This is a genomic window from Aeromicrobium flavum (assembly GCF_007992115.1).
In the GTDB taxonomy this organism is placed as follows: domain Bacteria; phylum Actinomycetota; class Actinomycetes; order Propionibacteriales; family Nocardioidaceae; genus Aeromicrobium; species Aeromicrobium flavum.
The window spans coordinates 135,919-159,330 of record NZ_BJZQ01000005.1 but is presented as its reverse complement, the minus strand read 5'-3'; the positions used below and the strand labels follow the sequence as shown (position 1 = coordinate 159,330).

Below are 23,412 nucleotides of genomic sequence, written 5' to 3'. Positions count from 1 at the left end.
CCTTCAGCCTACTCATCCTCGGTGCGATAGCCGAGGTTCGGCGACAGCCAGCGCTCGGCCTCGGCGATGGTCCAGCCCTTGCGCTCGGCATAGTCCTGGACCTGGTCGCGCCCGATGCGTCCCAGCACGAAGTACTGCGACTGCGGATGCGAGAAGTACAGGCCGCTGACGGAGGCGCCCGGCCACATCGCCATGGACTCGGTCAGCTCGATGCCGGTGCGCTCCTCGACCTCGAGCAGGGACCAGATCGTGCGCTTCTCCGTGTGCTCTGGGCACGCCGGGTAGCCCGGGGCGGGCCGGACACCGTCGTACTTCTCCTTGATCAGCTCGGTGTTGCTGAGCTTCTCGTCGGGGGAGTAGCCCCACAGCTCGGTGCGGACGCGCTCGTGCAGGCGCTCGGCGAAGGCCTCGGCGAGGCGGTCGGCCAGGGCCTCGACCATGATCGCCGAGTAGTCGTCGAGCTCGGCCTTGAATGCCTTGACCTTCTCGGTGCTGCCGAGCCCGGCGGTGACGGCGAAGGCGCCGACATAGTCCGGGCGGCCGGAGTCGACCGGGGCGATGAAGTCGGCGAGCGAGCGGTGGGGGACGCCCTTGCGGTGCTCGGTCTGCTGGCGCAGGTGCTCGAAGCGCGTCAGCTCGGTCGTGCGCGACTCGTCCGTGTACACGATCGTGCTGTCGCCGTCGCGCGCCGCCGGGAAGAGCCCGGCCACGCCGCGGGCGGTCAGCCAGTCCTCGGCGATCATGCGATCGAGCATCTCGTTCGCGTCCTCGTAGAGCTTGCGCGCCGCCTCACCGTGGGTGGGGGAGTTGAGGATGTCCGGGAACGAGCCCTTCATCTCCCACGCGTTGAAGAACGGCTGCCAGTCGATGTACTCGCGCAGCTCGCCGAGCGGGTACGGACCGAACTCGTGCACGCCGAGAGCGTTCGGGACGGGAGGCGTGTACGCGGACCAGTCGATCGGCGTCGCGTCCGCGCGGGCGGCCGGCAGGGGCAGGATCGTCCGTGCGTCGCCCCGGGAGGCGTGGCGCTCGCGCAGGGCGTCGTAGTCGGTCTTGAGATCGGCGAGCAGGCCGGGACGCTGCTCGTCGGACAGCAGCGCGGCCACGACCGGCACCGAGCGCGAGGCGTCCTTCACCCAGACGACGGGGCCGGGGTACTTGCGGTCGACCTTGACCGCGGTGTGGGCCCGCGACGTGGTGGCGCCGCCGATCAGCAGCGGGATGTCGAACTCCTGGCGCGCCATCTCGGCGGCGAAGTTCTCCATCTCGTCGAGCGACGGCGTGATCAGGCCGGACAGGCCGATCGCGTCGGCGTGGTGCTCGCGCGCGGCGTCGAGGATCTTCTGCGCGGGCACCATGACGCCGAGGTCGATCACGTCGTAGTTGTTGCACTGCAGGACGACGCCGACGATGTTCTTGCCGATGTCGTGCACATCGCCCTTGACGGTGGCCATGATGACCGTGCCGTTGCTGTTGCTGACGTCGTCGGGCGACTTCTCGGCCTCGATGAAGGGGATCAGGTACGCGACGGCCTTCTTCATGACGCGGGCGGACTTGACCACCTGCGGCAGGAACATCTTGCCCGCGCCGAACAGGTCGCCGACGACGTTCATGCCGTCCATCAGCGGGCCCTCGATGACCTCGATCGGCTTGCCGCCGCGGTCGGAGATGAGCTGGCGGAGCTCCTCGGTGTCCTCCTCGACCTGCGCGTCGATGCCCTTGACGAGCGCGTGCGTGATCCGCTCGCCGACGGGCAGCGAGCGCCACTCCTCGGCGGTGGCCTCGGACTTCTCGGTCGTGCCGGCGTAGTCGGACGCGATCTCGAGCAGGCGCTCGGCGGCGTCCTCGCGACGGTTGAGGATGACGTCCTCGATGCGGTCGCGCAGCTCGGCAGGCACGGTGTCGTACGGCACCAGCGCACCGGCGTTGACGATGCCCATGTCCATGCCGGCCTTGATGGCGTGGAACAGGAACACGGCGTGGATGGCCTCGCGGACCGTGTTGTTGCCGCGGAACGAGAAGGAGACGTTCGAGACGCCGCCGGAGACCAGGGCGCCCGGCAGGTTCTCCTTGATCCACGCGGTGGCCTCGATGAAGTCGAGCCCGTACCGCGCGTGCTCCTCGATGCCCGTGGCGACGGCGAACACGTTGGGGTCGAAGATGATGTCCTCGGCCGGGAAGCCGACCTCCTCGGTCAGGATCCGGTACGCGCGCCCGGCGATCTGCCGGCGGCGCTCGAGGTTGTCGGCCTGGCCCTCCTCGTCGAAGCCCATGACGACGATCGCGGCGCCGTACTTGCGGCAGAGCCGCGCGTGCTCGACGAAGCGCTCCTCGCCCTCCTTCATGGAGATCGAGTTCACGATGCACTTGCCCTGGATGGCCTTCAGGCCTGTCTCGATGACCTCGAACTTGGAGGAGTCGACCATGACGGGGACCCGGCTGATGTCGGGCTCGGCAGCGATGAGCTTGCAGAACCGGTCCATCGCGGCGACGCCGTCGATCATGCCCTCGTCCATGTTGATGTCGATGACCTGCGCGCCGTTCTCGACCTGCTGCAGTGCCACCGCCAGCGCGGCCGGGTAGTCCTCGGCCTTGATGAGATTGCGGAACTTCGCCGAGCCGGTGATGTTGGTGCGCTCGCCGACGTTGACGAAGAGCGACTCCTCGGTGACCGTCAGCGGCTCGAGGCCTGACAGGCGCAGGGCGGGCGCGATCTCGGGCACCTCTCGCGGGGTCAGTCCGTCGACGCTGCGGGCGATCTCGGCGATGTGGGCCGGGGTCGTTCCACAGCATCCGCCGACGACGTTGAAGAAGCCGCTCTCGGCGAACTCGCGCAGGATCGCCGCGGTCTGGTCGGGCGACTCGTCGTACTCGCCGAACGCGTTCGGCAGGCCCGCGTTGGGGTAGCAGGAGATGTGGCAGTCGGCGATGCGCGAGAGCTCGGCGATGTAGGGGCGCATCTCGTCGGCGCCGAGGGCGCAGTTCAGGCCGACCAGCAGCGGCTTGACGTGCCGCACCGAGTTCCAGAACGCCTCGACGGTCTGGCCCGAGAGGGTGCGTCCGGACGCGTCGGTGATGGTGCCCGAGATGACGACGGGCCAGCGACGGCCGGTCTCCTCGAAGAGCGTCTCGACGGCGAAGATCGCGGCCTTCGCGTTGAGTGTGTCGAAGATCGTCTCGATCATCAGCAGGTCGGCGCCACCGTCGAGGAGGCCGCGCGCGGCGGTCAGGTAGGCGTCGACCAGCTCGTCCCACGTGACGTTGCGGGCGGCGGGGTCGTTGACGTCGGGGGAGATGGACGCGGTGCGCGTCGTCGGGCCGAGGGCGCCGGCGACGTACCGGGGATGGTCGGGGGTCTGGACCGCTTCCACGGCAGACCGCGCGAGCTGCGCCGAGGCGTAGTTCAGCTCGTACGCCAGGTCGACCATGTCGTAGTCGCGCAAGGAGATCGCATTGGCGTTGAACGTGTTCGTCTCGATGATGTCCGCACCGGACTCGAGGTACTCACGATGGATCCCGGCGATGATGTCGGGCTGCGTCAGGGTGAGGAGGTCGTTGTTGCCCTGGACGTCGCAGGACCACTGCGCGAACCGCTCGCCCCGGTAGCCGCCCTCGTCGGGACGGTCGCGCTGGATCGCGGTTCCCATCGCGCCGTCGAGCACGAGGATCCGCCGCGCCATCGCCTCGGTGAGGGCGTCGGTGGCGTCGGGGCGGAACTGCGGAACGAAATCGGTCATGGAAATCCTCAGCGTTTACAACATGGGGGCTGCTGGGATCTTCCAGCCGGCGGCGGGCTCGCCTGGGCTTCGGGAAGGATCCGAACTGTGGCCACGAGCATACGTCAGTCCCGTTGACACGAAAGGCGACCGCCGCGGAGTGGACGGAAGAAGTCGCGCAGGTCACGGATGAGGCGTCCGGGCTGCTCGAGGGCCAGGAAGTGCCCGCCGGACTCGGGTCCGCGCCACAGTCGGATGTCGCGGTAGGTCCGGTCGGCGAACTCGCGCGGGTACACGGCGTCCTCGGGGGTGAGGATCAGTCCGGCCGGCACGGTGACGGGCGGCAGCGGGGGAGTGGCGTCGTCATCTCGGTAGGGCAGGAACGAGGTGCCGATGGTGTTGGTGGCCCAGTACAGGGTGGCGATGCTCATCAGGGTGCGTCGGTCAATCGAGGACTCGAGGTCTCCGTCGCAGTCGCTCCACTCGCGGTACTTCTCGAGCAGCCAGGCCGCCAGTCCGGCGGGGGAGTCAGAGAGTCCCGCGGCGAGCGAGTCGCCGCGGGTGGCCTGGATCGCCGCATAGCCGTCGTCGTGGGCGCCGGCGTCGTTGCCTCGCTGCGCCAGGTACCGCACATCGGCTGGGGACAGGGGGACGTCCGGGTCGAGGACGGGGTGCAGGTTCGGATGGTGCGTGAACAGTCCGACCACACGCTCCGGGTGGTGCGCGCCGAGGAAGTTGGTGACGTGTGAGCCGATGTCGCCGCCGTAGGCACCGAACGCCGTGTACCCGAGCGCTTCCATCACCTCCACCCAGACCGCGGCGATGCGCGACGGCTCGGTCGGGCCCTGCGGCAGTCGCGAGGAGAACCCGAAGCCGGGAAGCGACGGGATGACCACGTCGAAGGCGTCGGCGGCGTCCCCACCGTGGGCCGCCGGGTCGGTCAGCGGCCCGATCAGGGACAGGAACTCGAAGAACGAGCTGGGCCACCCGTGCGTCAGCACCAACGGCAGTGCCGCCTGACCGGCGGCCACCCGCCCCGGTGCGTGAAGCACGTGGATGTCGGCGCCGCCCGCGCGAATCAGGCGCTGCGGAATCTGGTTGATCGTGTGCTCGGTGGGCCGCCAGTCGAACTCCGCCCACGCCGACACGAACGCCGCGAGGTAGTCGGGATCGGTGCCGGCGTCCCACTCCGTGCCGACCCGGCGCGCGAGTCGCGTCCGCCGCAGGCGCCCGCGCAGGTCGACCAGGGTCGAGTCGGGGATGTCGATCGTGAACTCGCGCACGGCGGCCATCTGCCGACACTACAAGCGGCGGGGCGCAGGGCTCCCCCCGAATGACCTCAGAGCGAGACGGGTTCTGCCACGTCCTCGGCGACGGGCGCCGCGGACTTCGGGCCGCGCACGAAGAGGGCGACGACGACGGCCACCGCGGAGATCGCACCTCCGTAGAACAGTGCGGCGTGCACGCCGGCGGCCGTGGCGTCGACCACCGACGAGCCGGACTCGAGGTCGGCCACCGAACGACGGGTCATCACCGTCACGAAGAGCGCCGTGCCGGCGGCGCCGGCGACCTGCTGCAACGTCGAGACGGTCGCGCTGCCGTGCGAGTACAGGTGCTGCGGCAGCGAGCCGAGCGCCGACGTCATCAGCGGCGTGAACATCAGCGCGAGGCCGACGCTCATCAGCACGTGGATCGCGACGACCGTGCCCTGACTCGTGTCCGTGTCGAACATCGACATCAGGCCCAGAGCGACCGCGGTGAGCGCGGCCCCGGGAGCCACGAGCGGGCGCGGGCCGTGCTGGTCGAAGAGGCGGCCGACGAACGGGGCGAGCAGGCCCATGGTCAGTCCGCCGGGCAGCAGCACCAGACCGGTGTCCAGGGTGCTGAGCTCGAGGACGTTCTGCAGGTAGATCGGGAGCAGGATCAGGGTGCCGAAGAGCGCCATCATGCTGACGGCGACCAGGCCGGCGGCGATCGTGAAGGTGCGGTGGGCGAAGGTGCGCAGGTCGAGCAGGGCGCGCTCACGCAGCGACAGCTGCCGCAGGACGAAGAGGACCAACGCGGCTGCGCCGACCACGAGCGGGACGGCGGGGGAGACCGGGACGTCGCCCGCCGCGGCCTCGCCGATGCTGCTCAGGCCGTAGATCAGGCCGCCGAACGCCAAGGCGGACAGGACCACGGACAGGACGTCGATCGGGACGTCGATCGGCTCGGTCACGTTGCGCACCCAGGCGGCACCGAGGCCGAGCGAGACCAGCGCGATCGGCAGCACGAGCCAGAACATCCAGCGCCAGTCGAGCTGGTCGAGCACGATGCCCGAGATCGTCGGGCCGATGGCCGGGGCGACCGAGATGACGATGGAGACCGTGCCCATCATGCGGCCACGCCGGTGCGCCGGGACGACGTTGAGGATCGTGGTGATCAGCAGCGGCATCATCAGCGCGGTGCCGACGGCCTGGACGGCACGCGCCGCGACCAGCACCGCGAACGTCGGCGCCAGCGCCGCGAGCAGCGTGCCCGCGGTGAACGAGATCATCGCGGCCATGAACACCCGGCGCAGCGGGTAGCGCGTCAACAGGAAGCCGGTGATCGGGATGACGACGGCCATCGTCAGCAGGAAGGCGGTCGTGAGCCACTGCGCCGTCGCCGCCGGGACGTCGAACTCCCTCATGAGCTCGGGCAGCGCGACGCTCATGATCGTCTCGTTGAGGATCACGACGAACGCCGAGCCAACGAGGAGCGCGATGAGGCGGCCGGTGCGGTCGGTGGTCGGCGTCGGGGGCGCGGCGGTGTCGATGGTCACGAAGGTCCTCAACCAGACCGGAGCGTCCCGTGTTCCCACCGGTCACAGTGATCACTCTCACCGCTGCGGGTAGGTTCGGATCACCATGGGCGCAGACGACCAGCGGCTTCCGCACTCCGTCGACGCACGGAGTCTCCGCCGCGCCGTGCTGATCGTGGCCGGCTTGAACCTGTCGTACTTCTTCGTCGAGTTCACCGTCGCCCTGGCGGCCGGGTCGGTCTCGCTGCTGGCCGACAGCGTCGACTTCCTCGAGGACACCGCCGTCAACCTGCTCATCTTCGTCGCCCTGGGGTGGCCGCTGGCCCGGCGCGCCGTGATGGGCAAGGCGATGGCACTGATCATCGTGGGGCCGGCAGCCGTGGCGGCCTGGCAGGCGGCGCAGCGGTTCTCCGAGCCCGTCGCGCCCGCGGTCGTCCCGGTCGTCCTGGCGTCCCTCGGGGCCGTCCTCGTGAACGGCCTGAGCGCCTGGCTGCTCGTCAGCGTCCGGCATCACGGCGGTTCGCTGAGCAGGGCGGCGTTCCTGTCGGCCCGCAACGACGTGCTGGTCAACGTGGCGATCATCGCCATGGCCGGCGTCACCCTGTGGAGCGAATCCGGGTGGCCCGACCTGGTCCTTGGCTGCCTGATCATCGGCCTGGCGCTGCATGCCGCCCACGAGGTCTGGGAGGTCAGCGAGGAGGAGCGTCAGTCAGCGTCGAGGTGGTAGATCACTGCTTCGCCGGTCCGTTCGACATCGACACCGGGGGGATCGATCGTGGTGTCCAGGGAGGACCATTCGCTTCCGGGAAGCCAGGCGGGAATGACGACGACCGTCTTGATCCCTGCACCGCGTAGGTCACGGAGCGAACTCGCGGACGGGAAGAGCTTCGAGGTGTCGCGAAGCTTCTCCAGCTTCGCCGGCGTGAAGGCAGCGCTGCCGTTCGCCATGTCCACGAACCCGTCGATCGTCCAGAACTGCACATTCGTGTCGCGTCCGTCTGACGGGAGGAACAGTGCCGGACCTTCCAACCGGGACACGGCCACGGGAGCCTGCCGGGGTTCGAAGTTCTGGGCAGACGACAGACCCTCGAACAACACCAGCGCCAGTGGGAGGAACAGCAGCGCATGGACCCGCCGCGGCGCTCTCAGGATCGGGCCTCGGCTGTCGCGCCCTCGCTGGATCACGGTGGCCAGTTCGTCAGCCGTGTCGGCTGCCTTGGTCAGGAGCCCGGCGACCAGGATGCCCAGGATGATGGTGAGATAGAGGACCGTTCGTCCCGTCGACCGAACCGAGTCGAACCCGGGTGCGTAGTCGTACAGCACCTGCCAGGTCCACGCTCCGTCGTGGTAGAAGTTCGGCCCCAGCGCGAGCGCCGTCGTGATCGCGATGCCAAGAGCGAGCCCGATCCGCTGCCGCCCGCTCCAGACCGACCAGGTCAGGCCCGCGACCGCCAACACCAGAGCCGTGAAACCCACCAGAAGGGTCTGCTCGGGAGCCCACGTCATGTCGGCGCGGGCCGCTTCGTGCGCGGCACCCCAGAGCCGCGATTCCGACGGAGCAGTGATGAAGCCCTGCATGGTCGGGCTGAAGAACTTGACGTAGTCGTAAGGTCGCACGACCTCGGGATACGCATCGGCGACAGCCGCGTGCTTGCTCGCGATCCACAGCACGCCGAGGGCGAAGATCGTCCCGCCCGCGCCGTCGGCAACGATGATCGATCGACGCACCGCAGGTCGCTTGAGGAGCCACCAGCCGCCGACGATCACCGCGATCACCAGCAGCACGTACATGAAGGCCAGGCCGAGAGCAGCGCCGATGCTGAACTGCCACAGGGCGACCAGCCAACCGGCGATGACCCAGCCCGGCTGTTGACGTTCGGGCCGGAATCCGTGACGCAGCGACCAGCCGTGTCCGCGGGCGAACAACGCCAGGGAGAGCACGATCCCGCCGGCCGAGAGGATGTTCAGGTGGCCGAGGTGTGCGAGCTTCCACGGACTGTAGGCGAACACGGCGGCGCCCACGGCCGACCCAGCACACCGGGCCCCGAGCTGCCGCAGCAACACGTACATCCCGAAGAACGCGAGGGCGAACGTGCCGATGAACAGGACGTTGTAGACGACCAGGGCGCTCGTGTACCCGGTGATCAGCATCGCGAACGGTCCGTAGCCGAGAAGGGTGTCGGTGAACAGGAACGAGTCGGGGGCGGGCCAGAAGCTGTTGGAACCCCACAGGCCGCCCGGATCGCTGCGAAGCGACTCACCCAGCCAACCGAGGCTGTACGCCTGCAGGAGCGGGTCGCCGAGGTCGTGCGGGATGACCCGGCCGGCGTCACGGGCCAGGGGCCACGTCATCACGACCGCGAGCAGCACACTGAACCCACCCGCGAGGAGCCATTCGCTGCGCGGTGTGTGGCGCGGACCGGCTCCTCGTGACTGTCCCCGGACACCGCCAGGTGTCACGCGAGGCTGCGTCTTCTCCGCCTCGTGGTCAGGCATGGTGGCCGTCATCGGAATACTCGCCATCCTCGCGTCTCTCAGTGGGCACCGAGCATGAGACACGGCCAGTGACCCTTCAGCCGTGAAGCAGCCCGTTGGCTCGCAACGTCACGGCGATCAGGCTGACACGGACCCTCGGCCGTGTCCACGTTTGCCCCGACATTGCAGGCAAACTGTGGACACAGATGCTGCTGGGACGGAAGTCGTGGATGGGTCGTGCGCCACCGTGCACATCAAGGTCAGCGACCCTCGATCTACGGTGGAGAGGCGCACCGACAGTCGCACCGGCCGCGTGTGTGGCCAGTTCGTGCACCGCCATTCCTCGAGAAACTGCAGGTCAGAGCATGAATTCGCTCCAGAAGCTCCCGAAAGCCGTCCTGTGGGACATGGACGGCACCCTGGTCGACACCGAGCCGATGTGGATCTCGGGGGAGCACCAGCTGGCCGAGGACCACGGCGTCGTGTGGACCGAGGAGGACTCCCTGCACCTCGTCGGCAGCGACCTGCTCGTCGCCGCGCGCTACATCAAGCAGCGCATCGGCGGCGACATGACGCCCGAGGAGATCGTCGACTGGCTCGGCGGCCGCGTCGCGAGTGCGCTGCGCGAGAAGCAGGAGTGGCGTCCCGGCGCCCGTGAGCTGGTCGAGGAGCTCCGCGCGGCCGGCGTGCCGCAGGCCCTCGTCACCATGTCGTACGCCTACATCGCCGAGCCCGTCGTGGAGGCCCTCGGGTTCGACGCGGTCGTCACCGGCGACTCCGTCACCCAGGGCAAGCCACACCCCGAGCCGTACCTGACGGCTGCCGAGATGCTGGGCGTCCGCGCGGCGGACTGCATCGCGATCGAGGACTCCCGCACGGGCGCCGCGTCGGCGAACGCCGCCGGCTGCTTCGTCGTGGCCGTCCCGCACGCCGTGACGGTCCCGGAGGCGCCCTTCCGGGCCGTGGTGAAGAGCCTCGACGGCGTGAACCTGGCCGACCTGGCGCGACTGGCGGGTCTGGGGCACGCACACCAGTAGGTTGTACGCATGGCTGGTGGCTGGCGCGTCGCGCGCATCGCGGGCGCGGACATCCGCGTACGCCCGTCGTTGTTGTTGATGGGCGTGATCCTCGTGATCGTCTTCGCGCCCCAGTTCGAATCGCTGGGCGCCGGGCCGAACCCCTACCTGACGGCCGTCGTGTTCGTGCTGAGCCTCTACGTCTCGGTGTTCCTGCACGAGCTGGCCCACCTCGCGGCCGCGCGCTGGTTCGGCATGCGCGTGCCGATGGTCGAGCTGCACCTGCTCGGCGGCGAGACGCACATCGAGGGCGACTCGCGCCATCCGTGGCAGGAGCTCGCCACGTCGATCGTCGGCCCGCTCGCCTCGCTCGTCATCGGGATGGCGGCGCTGTGGGGAGCCCAGGCCAGCGACGGCGCCACGCGATCGGTGCTCTGGTCCGTCGGCTTCATCAACGTCCTCATCGCGATCTTCAACATGCTCCCGGGCCTGCCGCTCGACGGCGGTCGCGTGCTGCGCGCCCTGATCTGGGCGCTCACCGGCAGCGAGGCCAAGGGCGTCCGCATCGCCGGCTGGATCGGACGCCTCGCCGCGCTGGCCCTGGTCGCGATCTCGGTCGCCATGATGTTCGGGGAGGACACCTTCGCGATCGGCCGCGCGTTGCTGCTGCTGGCCGTCGCGCTCTTCCTGTGGCAGGGCGCGTCCTACGCCCTCAAGCAGGGGGTGGTGCTGGCGCGCCTCGGGTCGCTGACGGCGCAGGGGCTCATGCGCGAGGAGGAGCCGCCGGTCGGTGCCGTGCCGATCTCGGTCGAGCTCGCCGGCCGCGACCTGCTCGTCGCGATGGCCGAGAATCCCTCCAACGCCTACGCCCTCGTCGACGACCGCGGGGCCGTGGTGGGCACCCTCTTCGCGTCCACGGTGGACCGCGCCTATCGTGAGGCCGGATGAATCTTCAACGTACCGGCCCCTTCGTCGAGGGCGAGTGGGTCCGCCTGTCCGATCCCAAGGGCCGCAAGCACAACATCCGGCTCGAGGTCGGCAAGGAGTTCAGCACCAAGAAGGGTCAGATCCGCCACGACGACATCATCGGGTTCCCCGAGGGGATCGTGGTCGACACCTCGCTCGAGCACCCGTACCAGGTGTTCCGCCCGCTGCTGTTCGAGTACGTCGTCTCGATGCCGCGCGGCGCCGCGATCATCTACCCCAAGGACGCCGCCCAGATCCTCGTGCAGGCCGACATCTTCCCGGGCGCCCGCGTGGTCGAGGCGGGGGCCGGCTCCGGCAGCCTCTCCACCTATCTGCTGCGCGCCATCGGCTCCGAGGGCAGCCTCGAGTCGCACGAGATGCGCGAGGACTTCGCCGAGACCGCACGCAAGAACGTCGAGCAGGTCTTCGGCGGGTCGCCCGACACGTGGTCGCTGACGGTCGGCGACCTCCGCGACGCGGCCGACGGGCCCGAGGTCGACCGCATCATCCTCGACATGGTCGATCCGTGGACGTGCATCCCGCTGGCGTTGCAGCGACTGGTGCCCGGCGGCATCGTGTGCGGCTACGTCGCCACCACCACCCAGCTGTCCCGCTTCGTCGAGTCGCTGCGCGAGTCGGCCGGATTCACCGAGCCGCACGCGTGGGAGACCCTCGTGCGTGACTGGCACCTCGAGGGCCTCGCCGTCCGGCCCAACCACAAGATGAACGGGCACACGGCGTTCCTGGTCACCGCACGCCGCCTGGCCCCCGGGCAGCGCCCCATGCCGAAGACCCGCCGACCCGCTCCGGGAGCGTACGGGCCCGACTACGTCGGACCGCGCCCGGCCGACCTGGACTGACGCGGGTCTCGCCTCAACACGATCGAAACATCTGAGGCGCAAGATGGACTGGTACGGACGGTTCCGACGGGTAGGGTCGGATCAATCCCTCCAGGAGGTGCACATGACCGGTAGTGAGCACACCGACAGGTACGTCGAGGCCCGCCTCGCCGATGCCGAGGCGCGTCTTGCGAGCACGGCCGCCCAGAACGAGCGTCTGACGTCCACCCTGCGCGAGGCCCGCGACCAGATCGTGGCCCTCAAGGAGGAGGTCGACCGCCTGGCGCAGCCGCCCACCGGATTCGGCACCTTCCTCCAGCGCAACGGCGACGACTCCGTCGACGTCATGACCGGTGGCCGCAAGCTGCGGGTCAACGTCAGCCCCGCCGTCGACAAGGACGCGCTGCGCAAGGGCCAGGAGGTCATCCTCAACGAGGCCATGAACGTGGTGGCCGCGCTCGACTTCGAGCAGGTCGGCGAGGTCGTCATGCTCAAGGAGCTGATGGCCGACGGCGAGCGCGCGCTCGTCCTCGGCAACGCCGACGAGGAGAAGGTCGTGCGGCTGGCCGACACGCTGCGCGAGGAGAAGCTGCGGGCCGGCGACTCGCTGCTGCTCGACACCCGCGCCGGGTACGTCTACGAGCGCATCCCGAAGTCCGAGGTCGAGGAGCTCGTCCTCGAAGAGGTGCCCGACATCGACTACACGTCCATCGGCGGCCTCGGCAACCAGGTCGAGATCATCAAGGACGCCGTCGAGCTGCCGTACCTGTACCCCGAGATCTTCGTCGAGCACGAGCTGAAGCCGCCGAAGGGCATCCTGCTCTACGGCCCGCCCGGCTGCGGCAAGACGATGATCGCCAAGGCGGTCGCCGCCAGCTTGGCCAAGAAGGTCAGCGAGCGGACGGGGGAGGAGGGTCGCTCCTACTTCCTCAACATCAAGGGCCCCGAGCTGCTGAACAAGTACGTCGGCGAGACCGAGCGGCACATCCGTCTCGTCTTCCAGCGCGCCCGCGAGAAGGCCAGCGAGGGCACCCCCGTCATCGTGTTCTTCGACGAGATGGACTCGCTGTTCCGCACCCGCGGCTCGGGCGTCTCGTCCGACGTCGAGAACACGATCGTGCCGCAGCTGCTGAGCGAGATCGACGGCGTCGAGGGGCTCGAGAACGTCCTGGTCATCGGCGCCTCCAACCGCGAGGACATGATCGATCCCGCGATCCTGCGACCCGGCCGCCTCGACGTGAAGATCAAGATCGAGCGCCCCGACGCCGAGGCCGCGCGCGACATCTTCAGCAAGTACCTGACGTCGCGCCTGCCGTTGCACGAGGACGACCTGCGCGAGTGGGGCGGCGACCGCGAGGCCTGCGTGCACGCGATGATCCAGCGCACGGTCGAGCGGATGTACACCGAGACGGAGGAGAACCAGTTCCTCGAGGTCACGTACGCCGGGGGCGACAAGGAGGTCCTGTACTTCAAGGACTTCAACTCCGGCGCGATGATCCAGAACATCGTCGACCGTGCGAAGAAGATGGCGATCAAGGACTTCCTCGACCACCGCAGCAAGGGCCTGCGGGTCCAGCACATGCTCCAGGCCTGCGTCGACGAGTTCAAGGAGAACGAGGACCTGCCCAACACCACCAACCCCGACGACTGGGCGCGGATCTCGGGCAAGAAGGGCGAGCGGATCGTCTTCATCCGCACGCTCATCACGGGCAAGGGCGGCAACGAGCCGGGTCGTTCGATCGACACGGTCGCGAACACGGGACAGTACCTCTGACCATCGAACTGCGCGTGGTCCGCTACGACCACCCGGACGCCGTGAAGCTGACCGAGCTGGTCCAGGCCGAGTACGTCCGGCGCTACGCCACCGAGGTGGGCGACGCCTCGCCGATGGACCCCTCGGAGTTCGACCACCCCAACGGGATCTTCTTCATCGGCTACGTCGACGAGATCCCGGTCGCGATGGGCGGCTGGCGTCGCGGGGGTCCGGCGGGCGAGACCGACGGCGAGATCAAGCGCATGTTCGTGCTCGACTCCCACCGCGGTCAGGGACTGTCGCGGCAGATCCTCGACGAGCTCGAGCGCAGTGCCGCGCGGCAGGGCATCACGCGGCTCGTCCTCGAGACGGGCCTCGAGCAGCCCGAGGCCATCGCGCTGTACCGCTCGGCCGGCTACGTCGACGTCGAGCCGTTCGGCTACTACGCCGGGTACGACGACGCGGTCCACCTCGGCAAGACCTTGTGATCTGTCGGAGATCGGCTGCATGCTGGGAGTGACCGACCACCTCTCAGGATCGGGGATCGACATGGCGATCAACGCGTACCTCTTCTTCAGCGGCGGCACCTGCGCCGAGGCCTTCGCGCACTACGGCGAGGTGTTCGGCGGTGAAGCGGCCGTCATGCGCACGAGCGAGGTGCCGGAGGAGGCACGCATGCCCGGCGCCGATCCCGACTCGGTGATGCATGCGTCGTTGCGCATCGGTGACGACCTGCTCATGGGATCGGACGACCCGACCGGAGACGGTGGCCCGAAGATGGGATTCTCCGTGTCGTACACCGCTCCTGACGCGACGAGGGCGCGCGAGGTGTTCGACGCGCTGGCCGCCGGGGGCGAGGTGACGATGGCGCTGGCGCCGACCTTCTGGACCTCGGCCTTCGGGATGTGCATCGATCGCTTCGGGACGCCGTGGATGGTCGACGTCGAGGACGACTCCGCCGGCGCGTGACGTATCGGTCGGCCACGGCGCTGACTCTTTGTCGACATGACGACAGAGCTCGGCGCGTGGGCGCGCAGCGGCGGGGCGCCCAAGATCGGCCCGTACCGGACGATCGAGGCCCGGTACGAGGAGACCGGCGGTGCCGCGGTGTGGGGCGCGCCCCTGCACCGGGGCCTGACGGCCTGGACGTTCGCCGACGGTCACATCGTCTTCGACCCGCGCAGTGAGACCGCCCGGGAGATCCGCGGCGGCTCTCCGCTCGCGGTCGGCCGGTGAACGCGGCCTCCAGCGGGCACGCCCGCGTAGGGTGAAGGCGTGAGCGTCCGACGAGTGCAGGGGTCCGAGGTCGAGTACGGGATCGCCGTCCAGGGGCAGCCCCAGGCGAACCCGATGGTCGCGGCGACCCATGTCGTGAACTCGTACGCCGCCGCGAACGGGCTGACCCGGCGGGCGCGCTGGGACTACGAGGAGGAGAGCCCGCTGCGCGACGCGCGTGGGTTCGACCTCGGCCGCGACGTGGCCGACCCCTCGCAGCTCACCGACGAGGACATGGGCCTGGCCAACATCATCCTCACGAACGGCGCCCGGCTGTACGTCGACCACGCCCACCCCGAGTACTCCAGCCCCGAGGTCACGAGCCCGCTCGACGTCGTCCGCTGGGAGAAGGCCGGCGAGCTGGTCATGGCCCGCGGAGCCCGGCTCGCCGCCCGCGTGCCCGGGGTCGCGCCGATCGTCCTCTACAAGAACAACGTCGACAACAAGGGTGCGGCGTACGGCTCGCACGAGAACTACCTGATGCGCCGCGACGTGCCCTTCCTGTCGATCGTGCAGCAGCTGACGCCGTTCTTCGTCGGCCGCCAGGTCATCACCGGTGCCGGCCGCGTGGGCCAGCGCCAGGACGGCAGCGTCCACGCGTTCCAGATCAGCCAGCGCTCGGACTACTTCGAGGTCGAGGTCGGCCTGGAGACGACGCTCAAGCGGCCCATCATCAACACCCGCGACGAGCCGCACGCCGATCCGAAGAAGTACCGCCGCCTGCACGTCATCATCGGCGACGCCAACCTGTCGGAGACCTCCATCTACCTCAAGCACGGCACCACCTCGCTGGTGCTGGCGATGATCGAGGCCGACGCCCTGCCCGAGCCGCTCGCGCTGGCCGACCCGGTCCGCGCGCTGCACCAGATCTCCTACGACCCCTCGCTGCGGCAGACGGTCGAGCTGGCCGACGGACGCACGATCACCGCGCTGGAGCTGCAGGGCCACTACCTCGAGCAGGCGAAGAAGTTCGTCGAGACCGAGGGCAGCGACGAGGAGACCGACGACGTCCTCGAGCGCTGGGAGTCCGTGCTCACCCGGCTCGCCGACGACCCGATGAGCCTCGTGCGCGAGCTCGACTGGGTCGCCAAGCTGGCGCTGCTCGAGCAGTACCGCGAGCGCGACGGCCTCGACTGGGACCACGCCAAGCTGCACCTGATCGACCTGCAGTACCACGACATCCGTCCCGAGCGCGGGCTCTACCACCGGCTCCTGGCCGCGGGCCGCATGGACCGGCTGCTCTCCGACGACGTCATCGCCGACGCCGTCACCGAGCCGCCCCGCGACACGCGCGCCTACTTCCGTGGCCGGTGCCTGCAGCGCTTCGCGCCCGACATCGCCGCCGCGTCCTGGGACTCGGTGATCTTCGATCTCCCGGGCTACGACTCCCTGCAGCGCGTGCCGACGATGGAGCCGCTGAAGGGCACCGCCGAACACGTGGACGGGCTCTTCGCGCGCGTCGAGACGTCCACCGAACTCTTCCGGGCCATCACGGGTCGCTAGTGGATAGGGTGGAGACATGGCCGAGCAACAGCACAGGACGACGCGCAAGAGCGACGTCGACGAAGAGCAGGTCGAGACTCCCGAGGTCGATGCCGAACGCAAGGAGAAGCTCGACGACGACGTCGACTCGATCCTCGACGAGATCGACGACGTCCTCGAGGAGAACGCCGAGGAGTTCGTGCGCAGCTTCGTCCAGAAGGGCGGGCAGTGATGCTCGATGGCGGCTTCCGCGCCGTCGGCTCCTCATCGTTCGCCGAGTTCCTCGCCACCCAGGCACCTGATCTGCTGCCGCACGCCTCCGGAGGGTCCGTGTCCGGTCTCGACGTGACGCACGGGACGACGATCGTCGCCGCGACGTTCGACGGGGGAGTGGTGATGGGCGGCGACCGCCGCGCCACCATGGGCAACGTCATCGCCCAGCGCGACATCCAGAAGGTCTTCCCGACCGACGAGTTCAGCTGCGTCGGCATCGCCGGCACCGCGGGCATCGCCGTCGAGATGACGCGCCTGTTCCAGGTCGAGCTCGAGCACTACGAGAAGATCGAGGGCATCACGCTCTCGACCGACGGCAAGGCCAACCGCCTCGCGACGCTGATCCGCGGCAACCTCGGCATGGCCATGCAGGGCCTGGCCGTCGTGCCGCTGTTCGCCGCCTACGACCTCGACGCCGAGTGCGGGCGCATCTTCGCGTTCGACGTCACCGGCAACAAGAACGAGGAGCGCACGTTCCACTCCGTCGGCTCCGGCTCGACGTTCGCCCGCGGCTCGCTCAAGAAGCTGTACCGCCAGGGCATGAGCGAGTCCGACGCCGTCACCGCCGTCATCCAGGCACTCTACGACGCCGCCGACGACGACACCGCCACGGGTGGTCCCGACCTGACCCGGCGGATCTTCCCGCTCGTCTCGGTCATCACCCGCGACGGGTACCGGGCGTGGGACGAGTCCGCCACCGCCGAGATCGCCGACCGCGTGATCGGCGGGCGCATGCAGTCGCCCGACGGTCCGTCCGCCCCGCTGACCTAGGAGCGCCATGACCACCCCCTTCTACGTCTCGCCCGAACAGCTGATGAAGGACCGGGCGGACTTCGCCCGCAAGGGCATCGCCCGGGGCCGCTCCGTCGCGGTCGTCCGCTACGCCGACGGCATCATCTTCGTCGCCGAGAACCCTTCGCGGGCCCTGCACAAGATCAGCGAGATCTACGACCGCATCGGCTTCGCCGCGGTCGGGCGCTACAACGAGTTCGAGAACCTGCGCATCGCCGGCGTGCGGCTGGCCGACATGCGCGGCTACTCCTACGCGCGCAGCGACGTCACCGGACGCGGGCTGGCCAACGCCTACGCCCAGACGCTCGGCACGATCTTCTCCAGCGGCGGCGAGAAGCCGTACGAGGTCGAGATCTTCGTGGCCGAGGTGGGCACCACACCCGCCACCGACCAGATCTACCGCCTGACGTACGACGGCTCCGTCGCCGACGTCCCGGCGTACGGCGTGATGGGCGGCCAGAGCGACAAGGTCGAGGAGTACCTCAGCACGCACTACGCGGCCGAGCTCCCGCTGGCCGAGGCCCTGCGCCTCGCGTTGACGGCGCTGGGCAACGACACCGAGCCCGCCCGCACCATCGCTGCGGACGACCTCGAGGTCGCCGTCCTCGACCGCACCCGGACCCAGCCGCGAAAGTTCAAGCGGCTGGGCCAGGCGCAGGTCGCTCAGCTCCTGGGCTGAGCCTTCGGCGGGGTGATCCGCAGCAGCGCCGCCATGTTGCGCGACATCGTCTGCGACACCTTCACCCCGGTGCCGAACGCGACCCCGTCGTCGGCCGGGTCACCCGAGCCGAGCGGCGTGACCAGGCCGATGTCCTCACCGTAGAGCTCGGTGAGCGGCTGGCCGTTCTCGTCGACGACCCGCGTGCTGTACGGGGCGTTGCCCCGCGACGGCACGACGGTCGACGCGTCCGCGTCGCGGTAGAACAGGTCCTCACCGCGCACCTCGATGCCCGGGTACCACCCCTTCGTGTCGGTGAAGGTGGTGACGCGACGCTGGCTGCCGAACCGGTTGCAGGCCTCGCCGGTGAAGTCGGCCTTCGTGGTGCACTCCCGGAACGGGTAGGTCCCGAACAGGTTGAACGCCGCGTTGGACGACTGCGGACGCGAGGGCAGGTTCTTCAGCGTGCTCGGGTCGTTGGCCGCGTTCGCCCCGCTGCGCCGCAGCGGGTCGAAGTGGCTGTCGACGATGAGCAGGCCGCCCTTGGCGCCCTCACTGGGCAGGGTCGTGAGGTTGTTCAACACGTGGTTCGAGTCGCCGTACGACGTGTCGCGGTACCAGACGAGGGCACCGGGGGCGTTGTACCTGATCTTCTCGACCTTCCACGCGCCTTCGCCGCCGAGCTTCTGGTACGTCGTGTCGTACGCGTACTTGAGCCCCTTGTCGAAGCCGTCGAGGTTGCGCCACTCGACCAGGTAGTACTGGGCGGCCGACGTCGTGCCGGTGTCGATCGTCCAGCCCGCGCCGAGCGCCTCGCCCGCGACCCAGGTGCCGACGGTGGCGGTCCAGCCGTTGGCGCCGCCCTCGACGTCATCGGTGAACGTGGTCTCGCCGCCGCCGGTCACCGAGAAGTCGTCGGCGAACCAGCCGCGCTCGGTGAAGGCCGCGTCGGTGGACTGCATCAGCCGGACCTGGATGGTCTGGCCGGCCCAGGGGCCGAGATCGATGTAGTCGTGGCGCCACCCGTCGCTGGTGCCGGTGAGGCCGAAGCGCCGGTCGCCGAACGCCTCGAGGTTGCCGTTGGGATCGGGATAGTCCTCCGGGGTCGTGACCTCGGTGCCCTCCTCGTCGTAGACCTTCTGCGGCGTCCACGTCGCCCCACCGTCGGTGGAGACCTCGACGAACCCGAAGTCCCAGTCCTGCTCGATGACGTAGTTGTTCCACATCCAGAACCTGGCGTCGGCCGCGTTCGGCACCTCGATGGAGCGGGTCAGCGAGTTCATCGCCCAGTTCTGGTCGTTGCCGCCCCACCACATGTTGTCGCCGCTGTGCGGCTCGGCCCGGGTGACGACCTTGTCCGGCAGGTTGATCTGGATGCCGTCGGCCGTGCCCTTCGGGGTCCGGCTCGTCTGCCCGACCTTGATGTTGCGGGCCCGCTCGCCGGGCTCGACCACCACGGGATCGGCCCAGCCGAGCACCCACTTGTCCCACAGGCCCATGTGCGTCGGCATCGACTGGAAGATGGGGCCCGAGTGCGACCCGGAGGCCATCAGGTCCCAGAAGTCGACGTCGGAGTCGCCGCCGCTGGCCGTGTCGTAGAGATCCGGCAGGCCCAGGTCGTGGCCGTACTCGTGCGCGAACACGCCGACCCCGGAGTCCTCGGGCTGCACGATGTAGTTCGACAGCCGCAGGTTCGTGCCGGGAACGGGAGCGCCCCCGGGAACGGCGGAGGAGTGCGCCCAGATCGCGTACGGGCCCTCGGCGCCGCCGCCACCGGACTTGTCCTCGCCGGCGTGCACCAGGACCACGTGGTCGATGACGCCGTCGGGCTCGAACAGGTTGCCGTCGCCGTCGACGTCGCCCTGGTCCTCGATGTCGTAGTCGGCCCAGGGGAAGTTCGGCTGCGCCTCGGCCAGCGCGGCCACGGCGTCGATCGGCAACTGGCCGGGTCCACGCTCGTTGTCGGGGTGGCCCTGCATGTCCTGGATCGCGCCGTAGACCCACTCACCCGCGTCGTTCTGGTGGCAGACGGTGGCGCCGTAGTAGGCCTCCGAGTGCTCGACCGTGACCCACGGGGTGGCGGTGCCGCCGACGGTGTAGGCGCCCTTGGACATCTCCTCGTACATGTTCTTCATCGTGTAGCCGGAGATGTCGATGCCGCGCCGCCCGTCGGGACCGCGCAGGTCCTTGCGGACGCGCTCGGTGATGCCCCGCTTGGAGTAGAGCATCGCGTTGAAGTGCTCGGGCGAGAAGTCCTTGACCCACATCGAGTTGTTGTCGGGCAGCTCGCTGTCGGCCGGGTTGGGGATCTGGTTGTGCGTGGGCCCGTTCTGCACGGTGCCCGGCACGCAGGTCTCGGCGCTGAAGCCGTCGGGGACCATCGCGCCGCTGAAGTCGTCGTTCGCCTGCTCGTTGAACTCGACCAGGATCGTGAGCAGCTTCGCCTGCTGCGTGGTCCTGGCCTTCTTGAACCGCTTCGACCAGACCGACTTGGGGCTGCGGCCGGTGCGGATCGACTCGGCCTCGACCCGGGCCAGCTGGCGAGCCGCCACCGGGTTGCCCTGGCTGTGCTTGCGGTCGACCTGCTTGGCCCGGATGAGCGCCTGCTGCTGGCGCTTCGCCGACCGCTTCGACACAGCCTTGCCGCCCAGCTCGACCGGCTTGTCCGGCGTGAACGCGCTCTCGACCTGGGGGGCGACGTAGTTGATGTAGCCGGCCGGGGCCTTCTGGGCCTCGCCGGTGGTCGGCGCGGGCGGCGGGGTCGCCGCCACCGAGTACGAGCCGAGCGCGAGCCCGGTGGTGGTCAACGCCAGTGCGGGCACGATCGCGAGGTAACGCCTGCGTGCTCCTGTGGTTCTGCGCATGGTCATGCTTCTCCTCCCCGAACCGGGTCGAGACCCGGCAGCCGTGCACCGATGCACGGACACCCGCTCATCCTGCGCCTTGAATGCGTGAGATGGAAGAGGCTGTTGCGTCGCCGCGTGCGGCCGGCGTCTCGACATCCGACTCCGTGCCACCCGCGGGTCTAGGCTGACGTCATGGACCGGCGGATCTTCGGAATCGAGAACGAGTACGGCGTCACCTGCTCGTTCCACGGCCAGCGCCGTCTGTCCCCGGACGAGGTCGCGCGCTACCTGTTCCGCCGGGTCGTCTCGTGGGGGCGCAGCAGCAACGTCTTCCTGCGCAACGGCGCGCGGCTGTACCTCGACGTGGGCTCCCACCCCGAGTACGCGACGCCCGAGTGCGACGACATCGTCGACCTCGTGACGCACGACCGGGCGGGGGAGCGGATCCTCGAGGGCCTCATGCTCGACGCCCAGCAGCGACTCGCCGAGGACGGCGTCGAGGGTGACATCTACCTGTTCAAGAACAACACCGACTCCGCCGGCAACTCGTACGGCTGCCACGAGAACTACCTCGTCGGCCGGGGCGGCGAGTTCAGCAAGCTGGCCGACGTCCTCATCCCGTTCCTGGTCTCGCGCCAGATCATCTGCGGCGCCGGCAAGGTGCAGCAGACACCCCGCGGCACCGTCTTCAGTGTCAGCCAGCGCGCCGAGCACATCTGGGAGGGCGTCTCGAGCGCCACGACGCGCTCGCGACCGATCATCAACACCCGCGACGAGCCGCACGCGGACGCCGAGCGGTTCCGGCGGCTGCACGTGATCGTCGGTGACTCGAACATGAGCGAGACGACCACGATGCTGAAGGTCGCCACGACCGACCTCGTGCTCCGGATGATCGAGGCCGGCGTCACGATGCGCGACCTCACGCTCGAGAACCCGATCCGCGCGATCCGCGAGATCTCGCACGACATGACCGGCCGCCGCAAGGTCCAGCTCGCCAACGGCCGCGAGCTGTCGGCGCTGGAGATCCAGGCGGAGTACTTCTCGAAGGCGGCCGAGTTCATCGACCGCGAAGGCCTCCGCGCCCCCACCATCGACCGCACGATGGACCTGTGGGAGCGTACGCTCAAGGCGATCGAGAGTGAGGACCTGAGCCTGATCGAGCGCGAGATCGACTGGGTGATCAAGTACCGGATGCTCGATCGGTACCGCACGCAGCGCGGCCTGTCCTGGGCCGATCCGCGCATCGCCCAGCTCGACTTGGCCTACCACGACATCCGGCGCGACCGCGGGCTGTTCTACCTGCTCGAGCGCAAGGGCGCCGTCGCCCGGGTGACGAAGGACCTCGACGTGTTCGCCGCCAAGTCGGTGCCCCCGCAGACCACCCGCGCCCGGCTCCGGGGCGACTTCATCGCGCGGGCCCAGGAGCGCCGCCGCGACTTCACGGTCGACTGGGTGCACCTGAAGCTGAACGACCAGGCCCAGCGCACCGTGCTGTGCAAGGACCCGTTCCGCTCGCAGGACGACCGCGTCCAGCGCCTCATCGACTCGATGTGACCTCTCAGTCGTTCCTTGGGATCGCCGGTTAGTGTGGCCACGGCATCGATCCCCAGGAGGAACCTCATCGTGCGTCGTACTGCTCTCGTGGTTGCCATGACCACCGCATCCTTCGTCCTCGCCGGCTGCGGAGGTGGCAACGACCTCGACGGGATCGAGGTCAGCAAGGCCGACACCCCGAAGGTCACGGTCGAGGAGGACTACACGGCCACGAAGACCGAGTCGCGGGTCGTCTCCAAGGGCGGCGGCGACGAGGTCGCCGACGGTGACACGATCAAGATCAACTACGTCGCCGTGAACGGCCGCACCGGCAAGGAGTTCGACAACTCTTTCAAGAACGAGACGCCGATGACGCTGACCCTCAACAAGAAGACGGCGCTGCCGGGCTTCTACAAGGGCCTCGTCGGCCAGGACATCGGCTCGCGCGTCCTGGTGTCGGTGCCCTCGAAGGACGGTGCCTCGCTGCTGCAGAGCGTCGAGTCCCTCGGCATGAAGAAGGACGACACGATGGTCTTCCTCTTCGATCTCGTCTCCAAGGTGCCCACCGAGGCCAAGGGCAAGGCTGTCGCCCCGTCCGCCACGCTGCCGAAGCTGACCTTCGACAAGGACAAGCACCCGGCGAAGTTCGTCAAGACGAAGAAGACGGCCCCGCTGAAGAAGTCCGGCCTGGAGGTCCTGATCAAGGGCACCGGCGACCCGGTCGCCAAGGGCGCGACGCTCAGCGTGCACTACGTCGGCCAGAAGTACCCCGCCGGTCAGGTGTTCGACGAGTCGTGGTCCACCGGTCCCCGCCAGATCTCGATCGCCGAGGGCTCGGTCGCCCCGTGCTGGTCCGATCTCATCCCGGGCAACACGGTCGGCAGCCGCGTCGTGGTGACCTGCACGGTCGAGGACGGTTTCGGCAAGAACGCGAAGAAGGAAGGCAAGCCCGACGGGCCGTTGATCTTCGTCGTGGACCTGCTCGACGCCAGCTAGTCTTTCGCTC

Annotated in this window: 19 protein-coding genes; 14 read left to right on the top strand and 5 right to left on the bottom strand. The window is 69.0% G+C overall.

Annotation, left to right across the window (positions count from 1 at the left end; translation table 11 throughout):
• Nucleotides 1-8: 8 nt before the first annotated feature.
• From metH to AFL01nite_RS07480, 3 genes are all read right to left on the bottom strand, one after another.
• A complete protein-coding gene (gene metH / locus AFL01nite_RS07490; RefSeq protein WP_146826996.1) occupies nt 9-3,737 on the bottom strand; it encodes a methionine synthase in 3,729 nt (1,242 codons plus the stop codon).
• A 104-nt stretch (nt 3,738-3,841) separates the two neighbouring features.
• Nucleotides 3,842-5,008: an epoxide hydrolase family protein gene (locus tag AFL01nite_RS07485; RefSeq protein ID WP_222593434.1), complete on the bottom strand. Its 1,167-nt coding sequence runs from the start codon at nt 5,006-5,008 to the stop codon at nt 3,842-3,844.
• Nucleotides 5,009-5,055: 47 nt separating this feature from the next.
• Complete coding sequence (locus AFL01nite_RS07480) at nt 5,056-6,519, bottom strand: MDR family MFS transporter (RefSeq protein ID WP_222593433.1); 1,464 nt, start codon at nt 6,517-6,519, stop codon at nt 5,056-5,058.
• Nucleotides 6,520-6,604: 85 nt separating this feature from the next.
• Between AFL01nite_RS07480 and AFL01nite_RS07475 the strand changes: the two genes are divergently transcribed.
• Nucleotides 6,605-7,225 carry a cation efflux transmembrane domain-containing protein gene (locus AFL01nite_RS07475; protein ID WP_146826992.1) on the top strand — a complete coding sequence of 207 codons (621 nt, stop codon included), beginning with the start codon at nt 6,605-6,607 and terminating at the stop codon, nt 7,223-7,225.
• Here AFL01nite_RS07475 and AFL01nite_RS07470 read toward each other — a convergent pair.
• Nucleotides 7,204-8,994: a hypothetical protein gene (locus AFL01nite_RS07470; RefSeq protein WP_146826990.1), complete on the bottom strand. Its 1,791-nt coding sequence runs from the start codon at nt 8,992-8,994 to the stop codon at nt 7,204-7,206. The genes AFL01nite_RS07475 and AFL01nite_RS07470 overlap by 22 nt on opposite strands.
• A gap of 344 nt (nt 8,995-9,338) precedes the next feature.
• Between AFL01nite_RS07470 and AFL01nite_RS07465 the strand changes: the two genes are divergently transcribed.
• The 11 genes from AFL01nite_RS07465 to prcA all read left to right on the top strand — a co-directional run bounded on the left by AFL01nite_RS07465 (nt 9,339) and on the right by prcA (nt 18,048).
• Entirely contained in the window at nt 9,339-10,010 is a 672-nt protein-coding gene (locus tag AFL01nite_RS07465; RefSeq protein ID WP_146826988.1) for an HAD family hydrolase, read from the top strand.
• A 9-nt stretch (nt 10,011-10,019) separates the two neighbouring features.
• Nucleotides 10,020-10,937 carry a M50 family metallopeptidase gene (locus AFL01nite_RS07460; RefSeq protein WP_146826986.1) on the top strand — a complete coding sequence of 306 codons (918 nt, stop codon included), beginning with the start codon at nt 10,020-10,022 and terminating at the stop codon, nt 10,935-10,937.
• A complete protein-coding gene (locus tag AFL01nite_RS07455) occupies nt 10,934-11,815 on the top strand; it encodes a tRNA (adenine-N1)-methyltransferase (RefSeq protein WP_146826984.1) in 882 nt (293 codons plus the stop codon). The genes AFL01nite_RS07460 and AFL01nite_RS07455 overlap by 4 nt, the downstream gene beginning before the upstream one ends.
• A gap of 103 nt (nt 11,816-11,918) precedes the next feature.
• Complete coding sequence (arc, locus tag AFL01nite_RS07450) at nt 11,919-13,568, top strand: proteasome ATPase (RefSeq protein ID WP_246119634.1); 1,650 nt, start codon at nt 11,919-11,921, stop codon at nt 13,566-13,568.
• 14 nt (nt 13,569-13,582) lie between these two features.
• Nucleotides 13,583-14,035 carry a GNAT family N-acetyltransferase gene (locus AFL01nite_RS07445; protein WP_246119633.1) on the top strand — a complete coding sequence of 151 codons (453 nt, stop codon included), beginning with the start codon at nt 13,583-13,585 and terminating at the stop codon, nt 14,033-14,035.
• Nucleotides 14,036-14,054: 19 nt separating this feature from the next.
• Complete coding sequence (locus tag AFL01nite_RS07440) at nt 14,055-14,516, top strand: VOC family protein (protein ID WP_246119632.1); 462 nt, start codon at nt 14,055-14,057, stop codon at nt 14,514-14,516.
• A gap of 36 nt (nt 14,517-14,552) precedes the next feature.
• On the top strand, nt 14,553-14,783 hold the full coding sequence (locus tag AFL01nite_RS07435) for a hypothetical protein (RefSeq protein WP_146826980.1): 231 nt from the start codon (nt 14,553-14,555) through the stop codon (nt 14,781-14,783).
• A 39-nt stretch (nt 14,784-14,822) separates the two neighbouring features.
• A complete protein-coding gene (gene dop, locus AFL01nite_RS07430) occupies nt 14,823-16,325 on the top strand; it encodes a depupylase/deamidase Dop (RefSeq protein ID WP_146826978.1) in 1,503 nt (500 codons plus the stop codon).
• A gap of 16 nt (nt 16,326-16,341) precedes the next feature.
• Nucleotides 16,342-16,536 (top strand): ubiquitin-like protein Pup, encoded by a 195-nt coding sequence (locus tag AFL01nite_RS07425; protein WP_146826977.1) that lies wholly within the window; start codon nt 16,342-16,344, stop codon nt 16,534-16,536.
• Entirely contained in the window at nt 16,536-17,348 is an 813-nt protein-coding gene (gene prcB / locus AFL01nite_RS07420; RefSeq protein ID WP_146827089.1) for a proteasome subunit beta, read from the top strand. Before AFL01nite_RS07425 ends, prcB begins: the two co-directional genes overlap by 1 nt.
• Before the next feature lie 7 nt (nt 17,349-17,355).
• Nucleotides 17,356-18,048, top strand: coding sequence for a proteasome subunit alpha (gene prcA / locus AFL01nite_RS07415; RefSeq protein ID WP_146826975.1), 693 nt, complete (start codon nt 17,356-17,358; stop codon nt 18,046-18,048).
• Here the strand turns inward: prcA and AFL01nite_RS07410 are convergent.
• Nucleotides 18,033-20,897, bottom strand: coding sequence for an immune inhibitor A domain-containing protein (locus AFL01nite_RS07410; RefSeq protein WP_146826973.1), 2,865 nt, complete (start codon nt 20,895-20,897; stop codon nt 18,033-18,035). The two genes, prcA and AFL01nite_RS07410, sit on opposite strands and share 16 nt — an antisense overlap.
• A gap of 168 nt (nt 20,898-21,065) precedes the next feature.
• Between AFL01nite_RS07410 and pafA the strand changes: the two genes are divergently transcribed.
• Together pafA and AFL01nite_RS07400 are read left to right on the top strand one after the other, a co-directional pair.
• Nucleotides 21,066-22,427, top strand: coding sequence for a Pup--protein ligase (gene pafA, locus AFL01nite_RS07405; RefSeq protein ID WP_146826971.1), 1,362 nt, complete (start codon nt 21,066-21,068; stop codon nt 22,425-22,427).
• A gap of 96 nt (nt 22,428-22,523) precedes the next feature.
• On the top strand, nt 22,524-23,402 hold the full coding sequence (locus tag AFL01nite_RS07400; protein ID WP_146826969.1) for an FKBP-type peptidyl-prolyl cis-trans isomerase: 879 nt from the start codon (nt 22,524-22,526) through the stop codon (nt 23,400-23,402).
• The last annotated feature ends 10 nt before the right edge of the window (nt 23,403-23,412 follow it).